The organism is Flavobacterium sp. LM4 (assembly GCF_002017935.1).
GTDB classification, from domain to species: Bacteria; Bacteroidota; Bacteroidia; order Flavobacteriales; family Flavobacteriaceae; genus Flavobacterium; species Flavobacterium chungangense.
Window position 1 is genome coordinate 903,728 of sequence record NZ_MUFW01000001.1, and the last position, 17,339, is coordinate 921,066.

At 33.6% G+C, this 17,339-nt stretch carries 13 protein-coding genes; 5 read left to right on the forward strand and 8 right to left on the reverse strand.

Annotated elements, in window-relative coordinates:
• The first annotated feature begins 1 nt into the window (after position 1).
• Positions 2-1,078, forward strand: a complete 1,077-nt coding sequence (gene cydB, locus BXU10_RS04170) for a cytochrome d ubiquinol oxidase subunit II (RefSeq protein ID WP_078226230.1) — start codon at positions 2-4, stop codon at positions 1,076-1,078.
• A gap of 258 nt (positions 1,079-1,336) precedes the next feature.
• Here the strand turns inward: cydB and BXU10_RS04175 are convergent, their stop codons facing one another.
• The 5 genes from BXU10_RS04175 to BXU10_RS04195 form a co-directional block, all read right to left on the reverse strand.
• Positions 1,337-4,090, reverse strand: coding sequence for a leucine-rich repeat protein (locus BXU10_RS04175; protein WP_078226231.1), 2,754 nt, complete (start codon positions 4,088-4,090; stop codon positions 1,337-1,339).
• A 4-nt stretch (positions 4,091-4,094) separates the two neighbouring features.
• Entirely contained in the window at positions 4,095-6,926 is a 2,832-nt protein-coding gene (locus tag BXU10_RS04180; RefSeq protein ID WP_078226233.1) for a LamG-like jellyroll fold domain-containing protein, read from the reverse strand.
• Positions 6,927-6,946: 20 nt separating this feature from the next.
• Positions 6,947-8,296, reverse strand: coding sequence for a LamG-like jellyroll fold domain-containing protein (locus tag BXU10_RS04185; RefSeq protein ID WP_078226234.1), 1,350 nt, complete (start codon positions 8,294-8,296; stop codon positions 6,947-6,949).
• 87 nt (positions 8,297-8,383) lie between these two features.
• Positions 8,384-9,034 carry a LytTR family DNA-binding domain-containing protein gene (locus BXU10_RS04190; protein ID WP_078226235.1) on the reverse strand — a complete coding sequence of 217 codons (651 nt, stop codon included), beginning with the start codon at positions 9,032-9,034 and terminating at the stop codon, positions 8,384-8,386.
• 5 nt (positions 9,035-9,039) lie between these two features.
• A complete protein-coding gene (locus BXU10_RS04195) occupies positions 9,040-9,918 on the reverse strand; it encodes a sensor histidine kinase (protein ID WP_078226236.1) in 879 nt (292 codons plus the stop codon).
• Between the two features lie 1,250 nt (positions 9,919-11,168).
• On the opposite strand from BXU10_RS04195, the gene BXU10_RS04205 reads away from it, so the two are divergent.
• Both BXU10_RS04205 and BXU10_RS04210 read left to right on the forward strand, forming a co-directional pair.
• Positions 11,169-11,573 carry a hypothetical protein gene (locus BXU10_RS04205; RefSeq protein ID WP_078226238.1) on the forward strand — a complete coding sequence of 135 codons (405 nt, stop codon included), beginning with the start codon at positions 11,169-11,171 and terminating at the stop codon, positions 11,571-11,573.
• Positions 11,574-11,805: 232 nt separating this feature from the next.
• On the forward strand, positions 11,806-12,195 hold the full coding sequence (locus BXU10_RS04210; RefSeq protein ID WP_078226240.1) for a helix-turn-helix transcriptional regulator: 390 nt from the start codon (positions 11,806-11,808) through the stop codon (positions 12,193-12,195).
• 149 nt (positions 12,196-12,344) lie between these two features.
• Here BXU10_RS04210 and BXU10_RS04215 read toward each other — a convergent pair whose 3' ends face one another.
• The 3 genes from BXU10_RS04215 to BXU10_RS04225 all read right to left on the reverse strand — a co-directional run bounded on the left by BXU10_RS04215 (position 12,345) and on the right by BXU10_RS04225 (position 14,709).
• Positions 12,345-12,896: a hypothetical protein gene (locus BXU10_RS04215; RefSeq protein ID WP_078226241.1), complete on the reverse strand. Its 552-nt coding sequence runs from the start codon at positions 12,894-12,896 to the stop codon at positions 12,345-12,347.
• A gap of 197 nt (positions 12,897-13,093) precedes the next feature.
• A complete protein-coding gene (locus tag BXU10_RS04220; RefSeq protein WP_078226242.1) occupies positions 13,094-13,879 on the reverse strand; it encodes a sulfite exporter TauE/SafE family protein in 786 nt (261 codons plus the stop codon).
• Positions 13,880-14,067: 188 nt separating this feature from the next.
• Positions 14,068-14,709 (reverse strand): Crp/Fnr family transcriptional regulator, encoded by a 642-nt coding sequence (locus BXU10_RS04225; RefSeq protein WP_031456317.1) that lies wholly within the window; start codon positions 14,707-14,709, stop codon positions 14,068-14,070.
• A gap of 373 nt (positions 14,710-15,082) precedes the next feature.
• Between BXU10_RS04225 and BXU10_RS04230 the strand changes: the two genes are divergently transcribed.
• Positions 15,083-15,394 carry a rhodanese-like domain-containing protein gene (locus tag BXU10_RS04230; protein ID WP_078226243.1) on the forward strand — a complete coding sequence of 104 codons (312 nt, stop codon included), beginning with the start codon at positions 15,083-15,085 and terminating at the stop codon, positions 15,392-15,394.
• 73 nt (positions 15,395-15,467) lie between these two features.
• Complete coding sequence (locus tag BXU10_RS04235; RefSeq protein WP_078226244.1) at positions 15,468-17,048, forward strand: NADP-dependent glyceraldehyde-3-phosphate dehydrogenase; 1,581 nt, start codon at positions 15,468-15,470, stop codon at positions 17,046-17,048.
• The last annotated feature ends 291 nt before the right edge of the window (positions 17,049-17,339 follow it).

The window sequence follows — 17,339 nt, forward strand, 5'->3', positions numbered from 1 at the left end:
TATGGAATTTTTTTGGTATGTAGTTTTAATGGGAATCCTTGCCGTTTATATTGTGTTGGACGGCTACGATTTTGGGGCAGGAATTATTCACTTGTTTTTTGCGGAAACTGAAAGGGATAAAAAAGTCATTACAAACTCGATTGGTCCGTTTTGGGATGCCAATGAAGTCTGGCTGATTGCAGCCGGAGGGGTTTTGTTTTTTGCTTTTCCAACTTTGTACGCTTCGTCTTTCAGCGGTTTTTATCTGCCTTTGATTATGATTTTGTGGCTGTTGATTTTTCGTGCGATTGGTCTGGAAATGCGTGGTCAGGTGCATCATCACATGTGGGAAGCCATTTGGGATAAGGCTTTCGGGATTGCAAGTCTGCTTCTGGCTTTGTTCTTCGGAATTGCTTTGGGAAATATCGTTCGCGGAGTAAATCTCGGAATGGTAGAAAACGGTGTTTCTACGCAGGAGCCACATTATTTTTTTCTTCCTTTATGGAATCCGACTTTTAGCCCGCAGGCAGATCAATTGGGAATTATCGATTGGTTTACTTTGTTTTTGGGAATCGTAAGTGTTGTCGCATTGATGATTCACGGTGCGAACTGGATTATTTATAAAACGAATTCTTCCTTAAACGAAAAACTTAAAAACTTAGTTTTTAAACTGAATATTGCTTTGTTGGTTTTAGTGATTATTTCACTTCAGATCTGGCATTTTATTGAGCCGAAACCATTTCATAATTTTGTAGAAAATCCAATTTTATGGTTTTTTCCTGTAATGACTTTTGTTGGGATTTTAGGATTGTTCAAAGTGCGGACTTTTAAAAAAGACGGACAGGCTTTTATATTTTCTACCTTATTTCTTGTTGGCGGATTTGCTTCAACAGCCGTTTCGATTTTCCCAAATGTTCTGCCGTCTACCAATAAGGTAAATCCTTCGCTTACGATTTACAATACTGCTGCTGGCGAATACGGACTCAATGCCGGTCTGAGCTGGTTTTTTGTGGCTTTGTTTCTGGTGATTGTGTATTTTATTATTCAGTATCGTGTTTTTAGCGGAAAGATGGATGATGTTGGGTATGGGGAGCATTAAAGTATTTTAATATTCTACTCAAAAAATAGAGCATAATTATATACAATACAAGGGAAGAGCTCAAAATAGGGCTAGACCCAATAGAAGAAACTGTAATTACAGAGTTTGTGGATTTAGTTTTTTTTCAATAAAATTAGACTGTTATTTATTCAAAAATGGTATTATTCATTAAAAAGAAAGCCAACCAAAAAAAGCGCAAGAAGAAATACATCTCCCTGCGCTTTTTAGTCTTTTAGTAATTGGCTTTTGTAAGAAAAACTATAAGCCTTTTTTAATCAACTTTGTTGTTCCTTGATTAGTTTTCAGGAAATAAACCCCATTATTGTACCCGGATAAATCCACTTGTGAAGTTTCTGAAGTAGCTTTTTGAGATTTTACTTTTCTACCTGTAACATCATATACTTCCAATAAGGTGTTTTCTTTGGTTTCTATATTAAAAATTCCTGAGGATGGATTTGGGTAAACTTTATAGTAATTGCTGTAAGTGAAATCTTTATTACTTAGAGTGTTACAAGTGTTTCCAGTGCTAATAGGCGAACCTGCTGCCCAGTTTGAAGTACCACCAGTCAATGCAAAATTAATTAATGTACCATCGTTTCCATTTTCTGACGAATCAGTTGCGGTGGTAACAGAACTGTTGTTTATACTATCAAAACCTTGATTCAATTTATAATAACCTAAAATATTATTTTGATTATTTTGTAATTCACAGTTCATAGTGTTTTGAATATCAGCTTGTGATAAATCCACATTCCAAATACGAACTTCGTCAATTGATCCATGGAATCGTTCGTTTGTTGAACTATTACCAATCATATAATTATTAGTAGTTGTCGACAATGATCCTGATTTAGGATAGCTGGCTACTTGATTACCATTAATGTATAGTTTCATTGTAGTACCATCCCAGGTTCCCGCTACATGATACCAAGTATTTGCAGACAGAACATTCGATACAGTTGCATCTGTAAAACCAGTATTTGTACCAATCCAAAATTCTAAAGAGCTTCCGTTTTGTCTCAGTAAAGACTGCATTTGGAAAGCACCATTATTATAATTTCCAACAATTGTTCTATTCGTTCCAATTGACTCAGGCTTTATCCATGCTTCAAGAGTAATTTTTGTATTGTTATTGAGCGAAGCAGATAAATTACTACCCAGATTTACTAAATCATTATTCCCGTCAAAATGTAAGTGTGTTGCTGGGGTTACTGAGTTTACTGTGACAACGATTTCAATTCTGTCACTTTCACATCCATAGGCATTAGTACAAGATACCCAATAGGATGTTGAACCTACACTAGCTGTTGAAGGAATTGGAGCTGTTGTAGAACCTGTTCCACCTGTCGCAGTAGTATACCAAACTAATCCAGTTCCGTTACTTCCAATAGTAGCAGTAAGTGCACTAGCGGTATCACCTGAGTTATATGTTACAGGAGTCGTAACAGAAGGATTTCCTGGTAAAACAGAACCAGTAGTCACTGGAGATCCGGCTAACCAGTTTGATGTAGTACCGTTTAATGCAAAGTTAATTAATGTGGCATTATTGGTGTTTGAAGTAGCATCGGTTAGCGTAGTTGTAGCAGAATTATCCTCCTGATCATAACCCTGATTAAATTTATAATAGGCTAACAAATTAGCTTGTGTATTGTCTAATTCGCAGTTTTTTCTGGTACTAATTTCTGAGGCTGTTAGTGCTTTATTCCAAATACGAACATCGTCTATATTGCCCTGAAAATTAAAACTCCCATTAAAGTTGCCAATAGTTACAGGATTTGAAGTCAGGTTAAAAGCAACCGCATTGTTAATTAGACCTTCTAAAGCTCCATCTACGTAGATATAGTTAATTCCATTTTTTCGAACCCCCACAATATGATGCCAGGCGCCATCAGAAATAGTTGTTGTTCCTGTAGCGTTTCCGCCTCCAGAAATTGAAAAATTGGCTTTACCATTGTTAATACCTAACCAAAAATCACCTGATTGAATTGCTCCTACTGCTACCTTAACAGCACTATTAGATGTTTTTACCCAGCACTCAACTGAGAAATTACCTGTACCAAAGTTAAAATTTGATGAATAAGGAATACTTACATAATCATTTATTCCATCAAAGTTAAGGTGAGTGCCTTGAGGTATATTGGTAATAGAGTTAAAATCCTGCCAAACTGCTGCTGCCTGATATGCAGATACACTTGATCCAGGCACAGAAAGCGAAATGTTAGCAATTGCTACACCGTTAAAAACATTGGCATCGATGTTTACTGGCGATGGGTTGAGAACTTTTATTGAAGTGAGAGCTGTACAACTTGAAAAAGCATAAAATCCAATGCTTGTTACCGAATTAGGAATGGTTATAGAAGTGAGAGCTGTGCAATTTCCAAAAGCATTATTTCCAATACTCGTTACTGAATTAGGAATCGTTACAGAAGTGAGACCTGAACAATTATAAAAAGCAGTAATTCCAATACTCATTACCGAACTAGGAATCGTTACAGAAGTGAGAGCTGTGCAACTATTAAAAGTATCAATTCCAATACTCGTTACTGAATTAGGAATGGATACAGAAGTTAGACCTGAACAATAATAAAAAACAGAATTGCCAAGACTCGTTACCGATTGAGGAATTGTTATAGTAGTTAATTTTTTACAATTTAAAAAAGCAAAATTTCCAATACTGGTTACCGAATTAGGAATCGTTACCGAAGTGAGATCTGTACAATTAAAGAAAGCGCTATTTTCGATGCTGGTTACCGAGTTAGGAATTGTTACCGAGGTAAGTCCGGTGCAACTATCAAAAGCATTAGTTCCTATACTTGTTACTGCATACGTAATACTTTCGTTTGTTACACTTGTAGGAATGTTTGCTGTAGTTAGTGTTTTATTAACCGCCTTCACAGACACGTTTGTTCCTGTAGTTACTATGTAATTTAAATCGCCCTGAGTAAAATTTTGCGCCAAAATTGCCAATGGAGCAAACAAAAATACTAGCTGTAAAAGTAATTTCTTTAGCATTGTTTTAATTTTTAATTAGTTTTAAAGTTGCTCTATTGGTTTTCAGGAAATAAACCCCATTATTGTACCCAGACAAATCGACTTGTGAAGTTGCTGAAGTTGCTTTTTGAGATGTTATTTTTCTACCTGTAACATCATACACTTCCAATAAACCATCTTCTTTAGTTTGTATGTTGAAAATTCCTGATGACGGATTTGGGTAGACTTGAAAATCATTCGAACTTAGAAAATCATCAGTTCCAAGGCTGGCACAGGTTACTCCAGATGTAATAGGAGAACCGTTTAACCAATTTGATTTGGTTCCATAAAGATTAAAGTTATTCAAAACACCATTTGAACCTCCAGTAACCGAGTTGGTCAAAGTACTAATAGCAGTATTATTCGCTTGGTCATATCCTTGATTGAATTTATAGTAGGCTAGTAAGCCATTTTCGTTACCAAGTAATTCGCAGTCTTTAGACGCATTAATTTGAGTAGCTGTTCTGGCAACATTCCAAATTCGTATTTCATCTAGTTCACCTTCATAAAATTCAAAAGGACCTGAATTATTATAGGTTCTGCCCCCAATCAATAAATTATCTGAGGTAATATTAATGTTTACGGTACCAGTTGCTCCTAAAACACCATCCACATAAATTTCAAGGTTATTTGTAGGATTTGCATTTTTTACTACGGCTATATGATGCCAGTTACTATTGATATGGATTGAAGATGAAATAGTACTACTTATATCATTGACATTATCATAAGTGTAGAAATCTACATCTCCATCATCTACACGTAATTTAGTATGACTGGTATCATTTGTGTTTTTACCCCAGCAGATAATAGTACCAGAGTCATAATCATTTTTTACCCAAGCCTCGATGGTAAATTCGTTTGGTTTTTCAAAATGAGTTAATGGAATGTAATCATTAGTACTATCAAAATGTAAATGAGTAGCAGGGGTTGTTGTAGTGGCTACTTGTACCGCTACACGGTTACTGGTTGAGGCTTCAGTGATGCGTTTTATGACATTATTACTATAATCTGCCACTATAATTTTACCATCGGCTTGTAAGGCAACTCCGGTTGGTTGGTAAAACCCTGAACCCAATGTTATTATATTGGTTCCATCGGTATTCATACGTTTAACGGCATTATTTCCATAATCAGCTATTACAATTTTACCATCGGCTTGCACGACAACTCCATATGGTTCATTAAATCCCGAACCTAGTGTAACGATATTCATACCATCTGGATCCATACGTTTGATAGCATTATTATAAGAATCAGTTACGATAATTTTACCATCCGCTTGTAAGGCAACACCAGAAGGATAATTAAACCCTGAACCTAATATTAGTATATTGGTTCCATCGGCATTCATACGTTTGATAGCATTATTATTATAATCTGCTACTACAATTTTACCATCGGCTTGTAGGGCAACTCCTGTTGGTTGGTTAAAACCTGAACCTACTATTTCTATATTGGTTCCATCGGCATTCATTCGTTTAACGGCATTATTACCAGTATCTGCTACTATGATTTTACCGTCTGCTTGTATGGCAACTCCTACCGGAAGAGAAAATCCTGAGCCTAAAGTAATCACATCAGTACCGTCAACATTCATGCGCTTTATGGAATTATTAGCATAATCTGCTACTATAATTTTACCATCAGTTTCAATCGCAATTCCTGCAGGTAAATTAAACCCATTTCCAAGAGTTTCTATACCTGTTGTTATTACTTGTTCTACATAATAAGTCCCAGAAGTAATGGCATCCGAACTAGCTAAAGGAGTACCGCCAGACGGAGTTGTAAACCATTGTGCTGTTGCGCCTGTAAGCGTATTAGCAACTAAATTGGCAACAGTACTGGCTGGAGGCACAATTTGTGTAGCATTAGAAATTCTGTTTACGGGTATGGCTAATCGATTTGTACTTTCTAGACCTGTTACAGTTTGTGTCGCATAGTACATTAATTTATCATATAACGGATAATTGTTGGATAGTAAGTAATTTCCTGGAGGTTCATAATACCATTTGATGTTGTTTCCAGTAATTTGAAGATCGGCTAGTGTTTTGTCGTCGCCTGCAAAAATTTGTGTAGCATAATTTGTTGTGGGAGCAGCTGGAACCATTGGTGTACAACCTGTACCAGCCGTATTTGAAAAACTACCTGTAATAGTACCATTTTGGCTGCCGTTATTTCCAGCAATATCAGGAACGGTATTTCCGGAAATGTTTTCAAAGGTGTAATAAATATCTAAGCCTGCTTCATTTCCAGTTAAACAGGTACTTCTGTTATTTTGTATTTCTGAAAAGGCTCTGGCTACAGACCAAATGCGAACATTGTCAAATTTTGCATTGGCGTTTGTTACGCCATCCATAAGGTCTCCAATTCTAATATTACCTGTGCTTGATAATGAACTACCTATAAAAGAAAGAGTTGTTAGGTTACCATTTATCTGTACTCTCAAAGTTCCATCACCTACCACTATAGCAATATGGTACCATTGCCCTGCATTTAAGGTAGTTAAATTAATAGTGTCAGATTGTGAGCCATTACCTAAAGCCAGTTTAGCTTCACCCAGATTATTTACATAGAAATCAAAGGGTTGAGGGATCCCAGCATTATTTGTTGAGGAAATCCCTCCATTATAATCCTGTAAGGAATTCATATAAAAATCAAATTCGACAGTAAAGGCACTACTGTTTATAGAATAGGTATTAGGAATGCTTACATAATTAGCCGTTCCATCAAGATTGAGTGCATTGTTTTGTGCTTGTAGCGCAGTGGTTATTCCACATAACAGTACTACGATTAGAAAAGCGTAATTTTTTTTCATTTAAAAGGGGTATTATGTAGTTATTCTTTAATTATCTTATAACTTTTATTGTTTCCAGTAGCATCGGTTGCTTTTACTAAATATACCCCATTAGGAAAGTTAGTGAGGTTTATTTTTTCTGAATCCAGTACATTATTTCTAACCAAAATCATTTTACCCATAACATCAAAAACCTGAATAGTAACCTTTTCTTTAACTTCAACATTCAAGATGTTAGGGGTTGGATTAGGGTAAATGGAAATATTTTCTTCTAATTTTTGATTTGTAGTGGCTAAAGTAGTACAGTGTGTAGTGTAAACAGTAACATTACTAGTCCATCCTGCACAGGGAGGCAGTGTTGTATCATTTGAATTAATACCAACAGCTAATCCCGAATAAGACACTGGAACACAAGCTTCCCCAAGCTCCCAAACACAACCTCCAGTGCGTATTATCCATTGGTTGTTTTCCCAAATTATTTCTGAATATGAAGGTGAACCAGCACATCGGGCTTGACTGGTATTGATACCGCAATCCACACGATCTGTTTTATAGTTTGGTTTTCCGTTGATTTGATCTGCATAATAAAAAATTGCATTAAAATCACCCGTTACGGTGATAGGGTCGTATAAAGGAGGCGTAGCACAACCACTACCTGAAACGAAAGAATAGTTATTAAAAATATAAAATATACTATATTCAGGACTATAGGTAAACAAGTTTTCAATACGTCTGCCATTATATCCATCAAAATTAAAATAACTCACTAGTCCAGGTTCATTCCCAACCAAACAGGAAGCATAATTATTCGCTATTTCTGATGCCGTTCTTGCCGAAGACCATATACGGAAATTATCATATTTAGCATTCCCCGTATTAGTGGTAGAACTGTAACTGGTGGCGCCAAGATTAATATCGGTTAGTCCGTCAAAACCATCTAAAGTAGCAGTAAAATTATAGTCAATGGTAGGTACTCCATTTACATATACCTTTACATTTTTAGTACCTGAATTTGTCACGACAAAGGCAATATGATACCACTGTTGTGCGTTAAAAGTTGGCATTCCAGGAACCGCTTCTTCTGTTGTGCCGTTTCCTAATAATAAGGCAGAAGCCCCTGTATTATTCACATAAAAATGGATAGGTTTTGCAACAACCCCATTGCTGGCAAAGGAACTAAATCGAGCATTGTAATTATTTGATGCGTTTAAATAAAAATCATACTCGATAGTAAAACTAGTACTGTTTAAGTAATAATCACTGTAAAAAGAGGAGTTTCTATTGTAGCTACTAAAATAACTGTCATTACTCATTTGTAATGCATTGTTTTGTGCATTTGTGATTCCAAATAGTAAAGACAGTAAAACTGTAATGAAGTATTTTTGTTTCATATAATGTGGTATTTAATACCCAAAATTATCACAAAAAAGCACCTCAAGTCTTAATTTGGGACGAACAGCAGAACTTTGTGGACGAATCTAAATTCGGAAGTCGATCTCTCTGGAAATAGGAATTTCATACTGTTCAATTTTTACAAACGAACTGGATTTTATGGAAATTTTATCTTTATTTACAATATATGAGCGATGAACTTTGTAAAAAGTGGAAGCATCTAATTCTTTATGAAAATTATCTAAAGTAGTTCGAATGGTATGGGTTTTAGAAGTAGTTATAATATCGATATAATTTTTATCACTTTTAATAAATAAAATAGAATCTAATAAAATTTTTACATCCTTATAACCATCTTTAACAGTGATTGATTTTGGTTTGGATTGTTCTCTTGCTACTTCGATAGCAGCAATTAAATCGATTTTTTTTATAGGTTTTGTTAAATAGGCAACAGGCTGAATTTTTAATGCCTTTTTTAAGGTTTCCATTTCCGTTTGACCCGTAATGAAAATGACTTTTTCATTAGTTAGGCTCATTTTTGCCCATTCAATTCCGGTATCGTGGCCTTCTACATTGATGTCTAATAAAATAATTTCGGGTAAAAATTGATGTAATGTAATTGTAGCATCATTTAAATTGAAAGCCAATTCAATAGAGGCATAACCGCAATCTGTTAAAATATTTTTTATATGATTTGCAATTAAAACCTGGTCTTCTACAATTACTATTTTAGGCATAAAGGCTATAAATTAAAATATAAATGGAAACCTTTGGCAGTTTCTATCGTTGGGTTGACTTTTAATTGCTGACAAAGTTGTAGTACTAATTTAGGACTAACTTTTTTATCTGTCGAATTTAATCCATTGTCTTTATAATCAAATGAAATGAAATTATTCTCTTTGTTAATTTCTAAATTCATTCGTTTTTCATGATTTTTTTCAAAGGCATGTTTTACCGAATTTATGATTAATTCGGTAACTAGTAAACCAATATACATAGCATTATCAGAATGAATTTGAATAGAATCGATCTCAAAAGTAATCTCAAATTCTTTATCTTCTTCTAAACTTGTAAAATTATTTTTTACTTCCAGAAGATATTCCTTTAAGTCAATTTCATTGTTGTTTTTTGTTTGATACAGATGTCTATGTAAAGAAGCAATAGTTTCTACTTTTGATAAAAGCTTGACAAAATCATTTCTATTCTCGTCCCCTTGCTTTTTACGAAGTGTATCAGCTATAAGTAATGAAATTAGTTGTAAATTATTATTGACCCGATGATTGGTTTCGCTAATTAAAAATTCGTTTTGTTTGGAATAACTTTCTAACTGCTGGTTTATAATTCGTACTTTTTTTAAGTGATAAATTAAGAACAGAAACCCACTCACAAAAAAAGTAACAACAACCAGTAATAAAATTTGGCTTTTCTTTACTTCATTTATCGTCTGGTCAGAAATAGGCTGCTTTTTATTTAGAAATGTTTTTTCAATTGTGGTAACATCACCATTTGGGTTTTGAAGTGAAAAATTCTTTGTTTGAAAAGAAAAAGTAAGCGGCGTATTTAAAAAAACGACTGCATAAAAAATAAACAAAATGGATTTTAGAAACACTTTAATGTTCATTCCATTTGTTTTTTTGATTTCAGGAAAAGATACTCCTTAAAGATAAAGATTTGAAAAATAATATAGAAGACAATATTAAAAATCCATATATCTATAAAAGGATCCTCACATAAAACTAATTCTAAATTGCCTACAGAAAAAATCGTGACACTACACGCAAAATATAGAATTAAACCAATAGAAAAGTTGAAATAACGATGCTCGGTTGCTAAATTGGAGACAATATAATAAAGCGCATAAAGTATTAAAATTATAGAGATGGAAATAATTTCATAATTATTAAAGTTCCAAAATGAATTTGGATCTTTTATATACATTGATGCTAAAATTACTGTTTGTGTGATTAAAATTATCAATATAACTTTTTTCAAAATCGTATTTGAAATTAATTTTTTGAAAAGTATAGATAAAAATAATAGTTGGAAATAAAAATAAAAGTGCGATACAAAAAAGTTTTGTCCAAAGTATAAAAATCCTATCAGATGGCATATTATTTCTACAATACAAAGAGAAAATAGATACCACAAAAAAGTTTTTTCAGTTTTTTCACGTACTTGTTTATTTTTTAAAAATAAAATGGTATTGAATATTAGAAAAAACAAACCTAATAAACTTGAAGAGAATGCAATTATATCTGTCATGTGGTATTTGTATATATTATGGACACCTTAAAAAGCAAAAATAGTAATTTATTTTATACTTGAATTTAGTCAATTTGTAAGCACTATAAAATAGCCTGATTTTTCAAAACCTAATGTGTTGAAATTGGCAAAATATACAGGTTATTCAAATTATTTTTCCTCATGTAAAACCTACTCCATACTAAACCTCTCTAGTTTGTAATTGAATTTTAGATGTTTCTCAATTCTCAAAAAAATGGATTATTCCAGACTTTTCCAGATATGTAATAAAAAACATTACGATTAGTTGACCGCATTAGAGATAGCACCGGTATCTCCCGATATAGAAAAAGCACTTTTCAGCCGTAGGTTTTGTTAGCAGGTGATTTAGCGGATAGCCCGGCCGTAGGTAACGCCCAAAAGAATATTCTCTTTAGTAAATAAAATAAAAAAGTAAAGGCATTTTGCGTAGTATTTTTCTAAGGATTTAATTACAACTATTAGTTATATTCTATAATTTGTGTTGTAAGAAAAAAAAGAAGTTAATGCTTAATATTGCGTATCTAAGAATTTTTATAAAGATTCCAAAAGATTTTACACAAACCTTTATTTTTTTATTTACTTATTATTATGTTCATAACTATTTTTACCGACACGATTAAATTTCACTACAAATCTAAAAACTGGCAGTATGATTTTGATGAAATTAAAGAACTGGGATTGCTAAAAAAAAAGAAAAAGTATTTTCTTGAAAATGCTGCTTTTATAGCCGTAACCGCCGTAGCGTATTATTGTATGATTTTCTCAGACCTGATGGATCTATACTATATTATTCCGACACTTTTATGTTACGTTTTTATTATAATCGCAAGATTTGATAACACTTCAGAATTTGTGTATTTCGTATTTGTAAAAGATATTTACAGAAAAGAAATAAAGATTAAAATTGCAGCAAAGGACCGACCTGTGATAGGCGAACAGATAGATCATTTTCTGGATCTTCAGTTTGAAAGAAGTATAAAAAAGACTGCTTAAATAAAAAAATCAAAAATGTATTTATTTGGAATTTCCCATTATGATTTAGTTTTCATAATGGCAGCTTTGATGTATGGTTATTTTATTACCAGCAGAAAAAAATAATGAACTACTGCGTTACTATTCCTGACAATATGCAGTTTTAGAGTACCCTAAATAAGGTATAGTTATGCTGTTAAAAAGTTTAATGGCGGGCTGTTTTAGCTATACCTGACCCCAAATTAAAAAATATATGGCCACAACAACAATTAAAAACAAAATCAAAAACATTAGAGAGTTAAAAAATTACACTCAGGAATATATGGCAGAAAAATTAGGTGTAACTCAGGCCGGTTATAGTAAAATTGAAAAAGGAAAAACTTCTTTGAGTTACGAAAAACTGGTCGAAATAGGAAGAATTCTTGATGTAAGTGTTGAAGATATCATCAGTTTTGATTACGATCGGTACTTTAATTCTTTTAATAAAATCACCGGAAATAATAATGGGAGTATTTTGATTAACACAGAAAATACTTCTACGATCAAAGAACTATATGAAGACAAAATTCAGCTATTAGAAAAGCTTTTAAACAGAACAGAAATTGAGCTTGGACGTTATAAACAAAAATTTGGGGAAATTTGAAGTAACTCCAATTGAAATGCGTTCTGTTTTGGCCCAAAATTCATTTTTTGGGCTAAATTTTTTTTAGGAACAAGAGGATATGATTTAACCGGGCGCTATGGATTGGTATGGATAGCCCGATATAAAGAACGTCAAAAAAATACAAATTCTTAATCGAAAAAAACTTTCAAATCGCCATAGATTCCCCAATTTTCAATAATAATTGATCTTTCGTATGGTCTCTCTATTAGTATGGGGCCAAAAAGAGCATTTTTGTTTGTAGATAAAATTTGGTCATTGTTATCTACAATGACAGTGTTTCCATGAAAATCTTTTTTTTGTTTTGCCAGTATCCGATCATGTTTGTCTACAATTTTGATATCACCAAATATATCTTTTACTTCTTTGGCTATGATTTCGTCTTTCCCATTTTTAATCATAACATTGTTGAAAATATCTTTAACCTGTTTGGCTATAATTTTTTCGAATGTGTCTGTAATGATAATATTACCAAAGATATCTTTCTTTAAAATTACGAGTGTTCTTCCATATGCATCTTCAATAATGGTGTTGCCAAATAAGTCGGTTTTGTAATTTACTTCCAATTTGTCATCAGTTTGGATTACAGTATTATTTAAAGAATTTGTTCTGTAAATGATATTCTGGCTGTAAGTAAAGTTACAAAAGTAAAAAAAGAGAGAAACGAGAGTAATTTTATTCATTAGGCGGATTGTTTTCGCCAAGAAACACAAACTTAGTGCCAAAAAGAATTGATTAATTTAAAGGTTCTAAAGCTGTTTTGGTAAGAATTACAACTAATTTTAGGTTTAGTTTCGTCTTTGTCAAAATTCAGAATCCTGACAAAGACTACTCTACAAGTGAAACTAAATTCAAAATATTTAAAAATTGCGTGAAAGCCTTAAAACAAAACTTCTTTTGTAATAATATAAACACCCATTACGAGAACAAACCAGCCAAAAAGAGGTTTTAGTTTTGCTCCGTCAATCTTTTTAGAAAACTGGCTTCCAATTAGCATTCCCAGGAGTGCCATGGCAGAAACGCTTAATAAAAAGGGATAATCTATGGGTGTTCCGATATATAAATCGCCTCCAAAACCTATTGTTGAATTGATTGTAATGATTAATAATGATGTTCCAACGGCTTGTTTCATGGGTAAATTGGCAAAAAATAATAAGGCCGGGATAATTAAAAAACCGCCACCGGCACCCAGAAATCCGGTTACGATTCCGACCACAAAACCGATTAAGCTTAATTGCGGGTAATTGGTTTCGGCATTTTTTATTTCGGGCTGGTCTTTTTTAATCATCGAAATTGCTGCAGTAATCATCAATACTGAAAAGACAATCATAATCAGAAAGTCTTTTGAAACCGAATAAGAGGCTATGCAAAATAACGTGGCTGCGATTTTCGGAAAAATAACTTCACGGATGATTAAAATTGAAACCACAGACGGAATGGCAAAGTAAAACGCCGATTTGAGTTTGAGGTTTCCCATTTTGTAATGGCTGTAACTTCCTGACATAGCTGTAAGCCCAACAATAAATAAAGAGTACGAAGTGGCCTGGTCCGGACTTACCTTAAACAAATAAACAAGAATCGGAATAGTCAATATCGATCCGCCGCCGCCAATTAAGCCCAGCGAAATTCCGATAATGATAGAGGCAAAATAACCCAGATATTCCATTGCATTTGTTTTGATGCAAAGGTGGTTTGTAAATTAGAAATCTACAGTAACATTTATCACAGAAGGTGATTTTGTAATAGATTAAAATATCAAATGGATTTTTATGTTACTTATAATGTCAGTTCGAGCGGAGTTGAGAACCCGAAAAGCATGTAGACTTCGCTCAATGTGACAGAATAGATTTAGTGCTAATTCGTGAAATTAGTTTTTAATAACTCAATTTGGTTTCTGTTGAGCTTCACCAATCCTCTTTGTTCCATTTTTTTGAGCAATCTTGAAACGACTTCTCTTGAGGTATTCAGTTCGGTTGCAATTTCCTGATGAGAAAGTTTGACTTCAGAGCAACCACAGGAGTCAGAATGTCTTTTCAGGTAAAATTCCAAACGTTCATCCATGGATCGGAAAGCGATATTATCAATAACTTCAAGGACTTCTTCAAAACGGCTTCGATAGGTTTCAATGACAAATTCGTACCAGGAACGGTGTTCCATCATCCATTTGTCCATCATTTGCAGGGGAATCATCATGACAGAAACATCTTCGACTACTTTGGCCATAATTTGGCTTTTTTCGCTTTTTGCGGTACAAATCATAGAAATGGCGCAGGCCTGTCCCGGCTGTAAATAATACATTAAAAACTCACCGCCATCTTCGCCTTCGCGATAGATTTTGATTTTTCCTTTGGTAATCAAAACCGTATTTTTAATATACTGTCCGGTTCGCATTAAGATTGTTCCGGATTTAAAATCTTGTGGACTCCCGGTTTCTTCAATAACAGCAATCAGTTCATTGGAGAAATTTGGAAAGAGGGTTTTTAATGAAGGCTGCATGGGTGAAATTTAAAAATAAACGATACTGTTCTAAATCTTTAATTTTTTGTCTTCCCGTTAAAAATAAAATCTTAATGTTTTGTTATTACAGATTTTATCAAAAACAAACTAAAACTTATAATTGTTTGCAAAGATAATAGATTGAGTTGTTATAAATTGTCAGAAAACTATTTTTAAGAAAGGAATTCCTGAAATGAAAATATCCTATTTTCTATCGACATTCCAGTATGTTTTTTTGAAAATAGTGAGTAAATTTGTAAAACACTAAGTATAATACTTCTTCTAAAACGTTTTCTGTGAATAATAATCGAAATCGTATTTTGTACGTATTTTATTTAGTAAAAACATTTAATTTTACAAAAAACACAATGCTATGAATTTATCACAAGAAGATTGGGTTGAACAATTAAAATCTGATGAAAATGCAGTTATACTTGATGTAAGAACTGAAGACGAGTTTAACGACGGCTATATTGAAAATGCTGTTAATATTGACATCAATAAAGGTCAGGCTTTTATTTATGAAATAGAAGAACTGGATAAAAATAAAAACTATTATGTGTATTGCCGTTCGGGAGCGAGAAGCGCAAAAGCATGTCAGATTATGAATGAATTAGGTTTTGAGAATGCCTATAATCTGCTTGGCGGAATCCTGGATTGGGAAGGTGATACCGTAAATCCATAAAAGTGAAAGAGGCGGTAAAGCCTCTTTTTTCATTTAAAAACGAATAAATAACCAAAACTAAAATTACCAGATTATGAGTTTTATACCCGAGGAATATCAAATTAAAGACCTTCTGAATCAGGATACTTATCTTGTAAACGGAGAATTAAAAAAATGGACAGGCCAGACTACACCTGTGTTTTCTACTATTTCTTCTACTGAAAAATATGCGCCGACATTATTGGGTTCTATTCCGTTCATGGCAGAAAAAGAAGCAGCTGAGGTAGTTGAAGCTGCTACTGCTGCTTATGATAAAGGACAAGGTTTATGGCCAACGATGAAAGTGATTGACCGTATCAAATGCATGGAGAATTTCGTAAGGCAAATGAAAGAAACCCGCGAAGAAGTAGTGAAACTTTTGATGTGGGAAATCGGAAAAAACCTTGGCGATTCCCAAAAAGAATTTGACAGAACAGTAGAATATATTCAGGACACTATTGACAGTTATAAAGAATTAAACGGACGCAGTTCTAAATTCTCAAAAGTTCAGGGCGTAAACGCAATGATTCGCCGTGGGCCTCTTGGGGTTGTATTGTGCCTTGGACCATATAACTACCCTCTTAACGAAACGTTCTCGTTATTGATTCCTGCTCTGATTATGGGTAATGCCGTGATTTTTAAACCGGCAAAATACGGAGTTTTATGTATTTCTCCATTATTAGAAGCCTTCAGAAGCAGCTTTCCAAAGGGAGTTATCAATATCGTATACGGAAGAGGTCGTGAAGTGGCTTCTCCAATCATGAAATCAGGAAAAATTGATGTTTTGGCATTGATTGGAAACAGTAAATCAGCTATTGCTTTACAGGATCAGCATCCAAACAAAAACAGACTGCGTTTGATTTTAGGTCTGGAAGCTAAAAACCCTGCCATTATCTTACCGGATGCCGACTTAGATTTGGCAATTCAGGAGTGTATTACAGGTTCGTTATCTTTTAACGGTCAGCGTTGTACAGCTTTAAAAGTGTTATATGTTCATGAGTCTATTGCTGAAGAATTTAACAGACGTTTTTCTGAAAAAGTAGATGCTTTAGTATTTGGAAATCCATGGGAAAAAGGAGCTTCTTTGACTCCGCTTCCAGAGGAAGATAAACCAGCTTACATTCAGGGCTTAATCGACGATGCAAAAAGTAAAGGCGCAAAAATATTAAATGAAAAAGGAGGAAAGCACTCAGAAAATTATATTTTCCCTGCTGTTCTTTATCCTGTAAACAAAGAAATGAGAGTGTATCATGAAGAGCAATTTGGACCAGTTGTGCCAATTATCTCCTTCAAAGATATTAACGAACCGCTTGACGATATGGCCGAATCAAACTACGGTCAACAGGTAAGTTTGTTTGGAAAAGATATCAAAACTCTTGCTCCGCTTATTGATGCTTTGGTTAACTTAGTATGCAGGGTAAACCTGAACAGTTCTTGCCAGAGAGGTCCTGATGCGTTCCCGTTCACAGGCCGTAAAGACTCTGCGGTAGGAACTTTGAGTATTCCGGATGCATTGCGTTCATTTTCAATCCGTACTTTCGTAGCTTCAAAAGATATAGCTTATAACAATGAAATCCTTCAGGAATTATTAAACAGTAAAGAATCTAATTTCATCAATACTGATTATATTTTATAATTTTTAAGGTTATATATTAATTTTCAAAACCGTCTTTTTCTTTTAGAATCAGGCGGTTTTTCTATTTGATATGTTTTGAAATTGACTTGTCTTTTTTTATTCGTTAAAACTTAAAAATGTGTGTATTGTTTCGGAAAAGTGTGTAATAAATACACATAAAAAAATGGCTCATTTTTTTAAATGACTCAATATCAGATATGAATTCAAATGGCACAAGCCTTGCCTATTCAGGATTGTAGCAATTCTCTCAGATAAAGAATTAAAAATAAATGCCATTTACATAAAAAATAC

Bases quoted from the DNA above. Each gene is read 5' to 3' on its own strand.
- BXU10_RS04225 (WP_031456317.1), bottom strand. From the start codon at position 14,709: ATGCAGCCTTCATTAAAAACCCTCTTTCCAAATTTCTCCAATGAACTG.
- BXU10_RS04190 (WP_078226235.1), bottom strand. From the start codon at position 9,034: ATGCCTAAAATAGTAATTGTAGAAGACCAGGTTTTAATTGCAAATCAT.
- BXU10_RS04180 (WP_078226233.1), bottom strand. From the start codon at position 6,926: ATGAAAAAAAATTACGCTTTTCTAATCGTAGTACTGTTATGTGGAATA.
- cydB (WP_078226230.1), top strand. From the start codon at position 2: ATGGAATTTTTTTGGTATGTAGTTTTAATGGGAATCCTTGCCGTTTAT.
- BXU10_RS04185 (WP_078226234.1), bottom strand. From the start codon at position 8,296: ATGAAACAAAAATACTTCATTACAGTTTTACTGTCTTTACTATTTGGA.
- BXU10_RS04175 (WP_078226231.1), bottom strand. From the start codon at position 4,090: ATGCTAAAGAAATTACTTTTACAGCTAGTATTTTTGTTTGCTCCATTG.
- BXU10_RS04215 (WP_078226241.1), bottom strand. From the start codon at position 12,896: ATGAATAAAATTACTCTCGTTTCTCTCTTTTTTTACTTTTGTAACTTT.
- BXU10_RS04220 (WP_078226242.1), bottom strand. From the start codon at position 13,879: ATGGAATATCTGGGTTATTTTGCCTCTATCATTATCGGAATTTCGCTG.
- BXU10_RS04235 (WP_078226244.1), top strand. From the start codon at position 15,468: ATGAGTTTTATACCCGAGGAATATCAAATTAAAGACCTTCTGAATCAG.
- BXU10_RS04195 (WP_078226236.1), bottom strand. From the start codon at position 9,918: ATGAACATTAAAGTGTTTCTAAAATCCATTTTGTTTATTTTTTATGCA.
- BXU10_RS04205 (WP_078226238.1), top strand. From the start codon at position 11,169: ATGTTCATAACTATTTTTACCGACACGATTAAATTTCACTACAAATCT.
- BXU10_RS04210 (WP_078226240.1), top strand. From the start codon at position 11,806: ATGGCCACAACAACAATTAAAAACAAAATCAAAAACATTAGAGAGTTA.
- BXU10_RS04230 (WP_078226243.1), top strand. From the start codon at position 15,083: ATGAATTTATCACAAGAAGATTGGGTTGAACAATTAAAATCTGATGAA.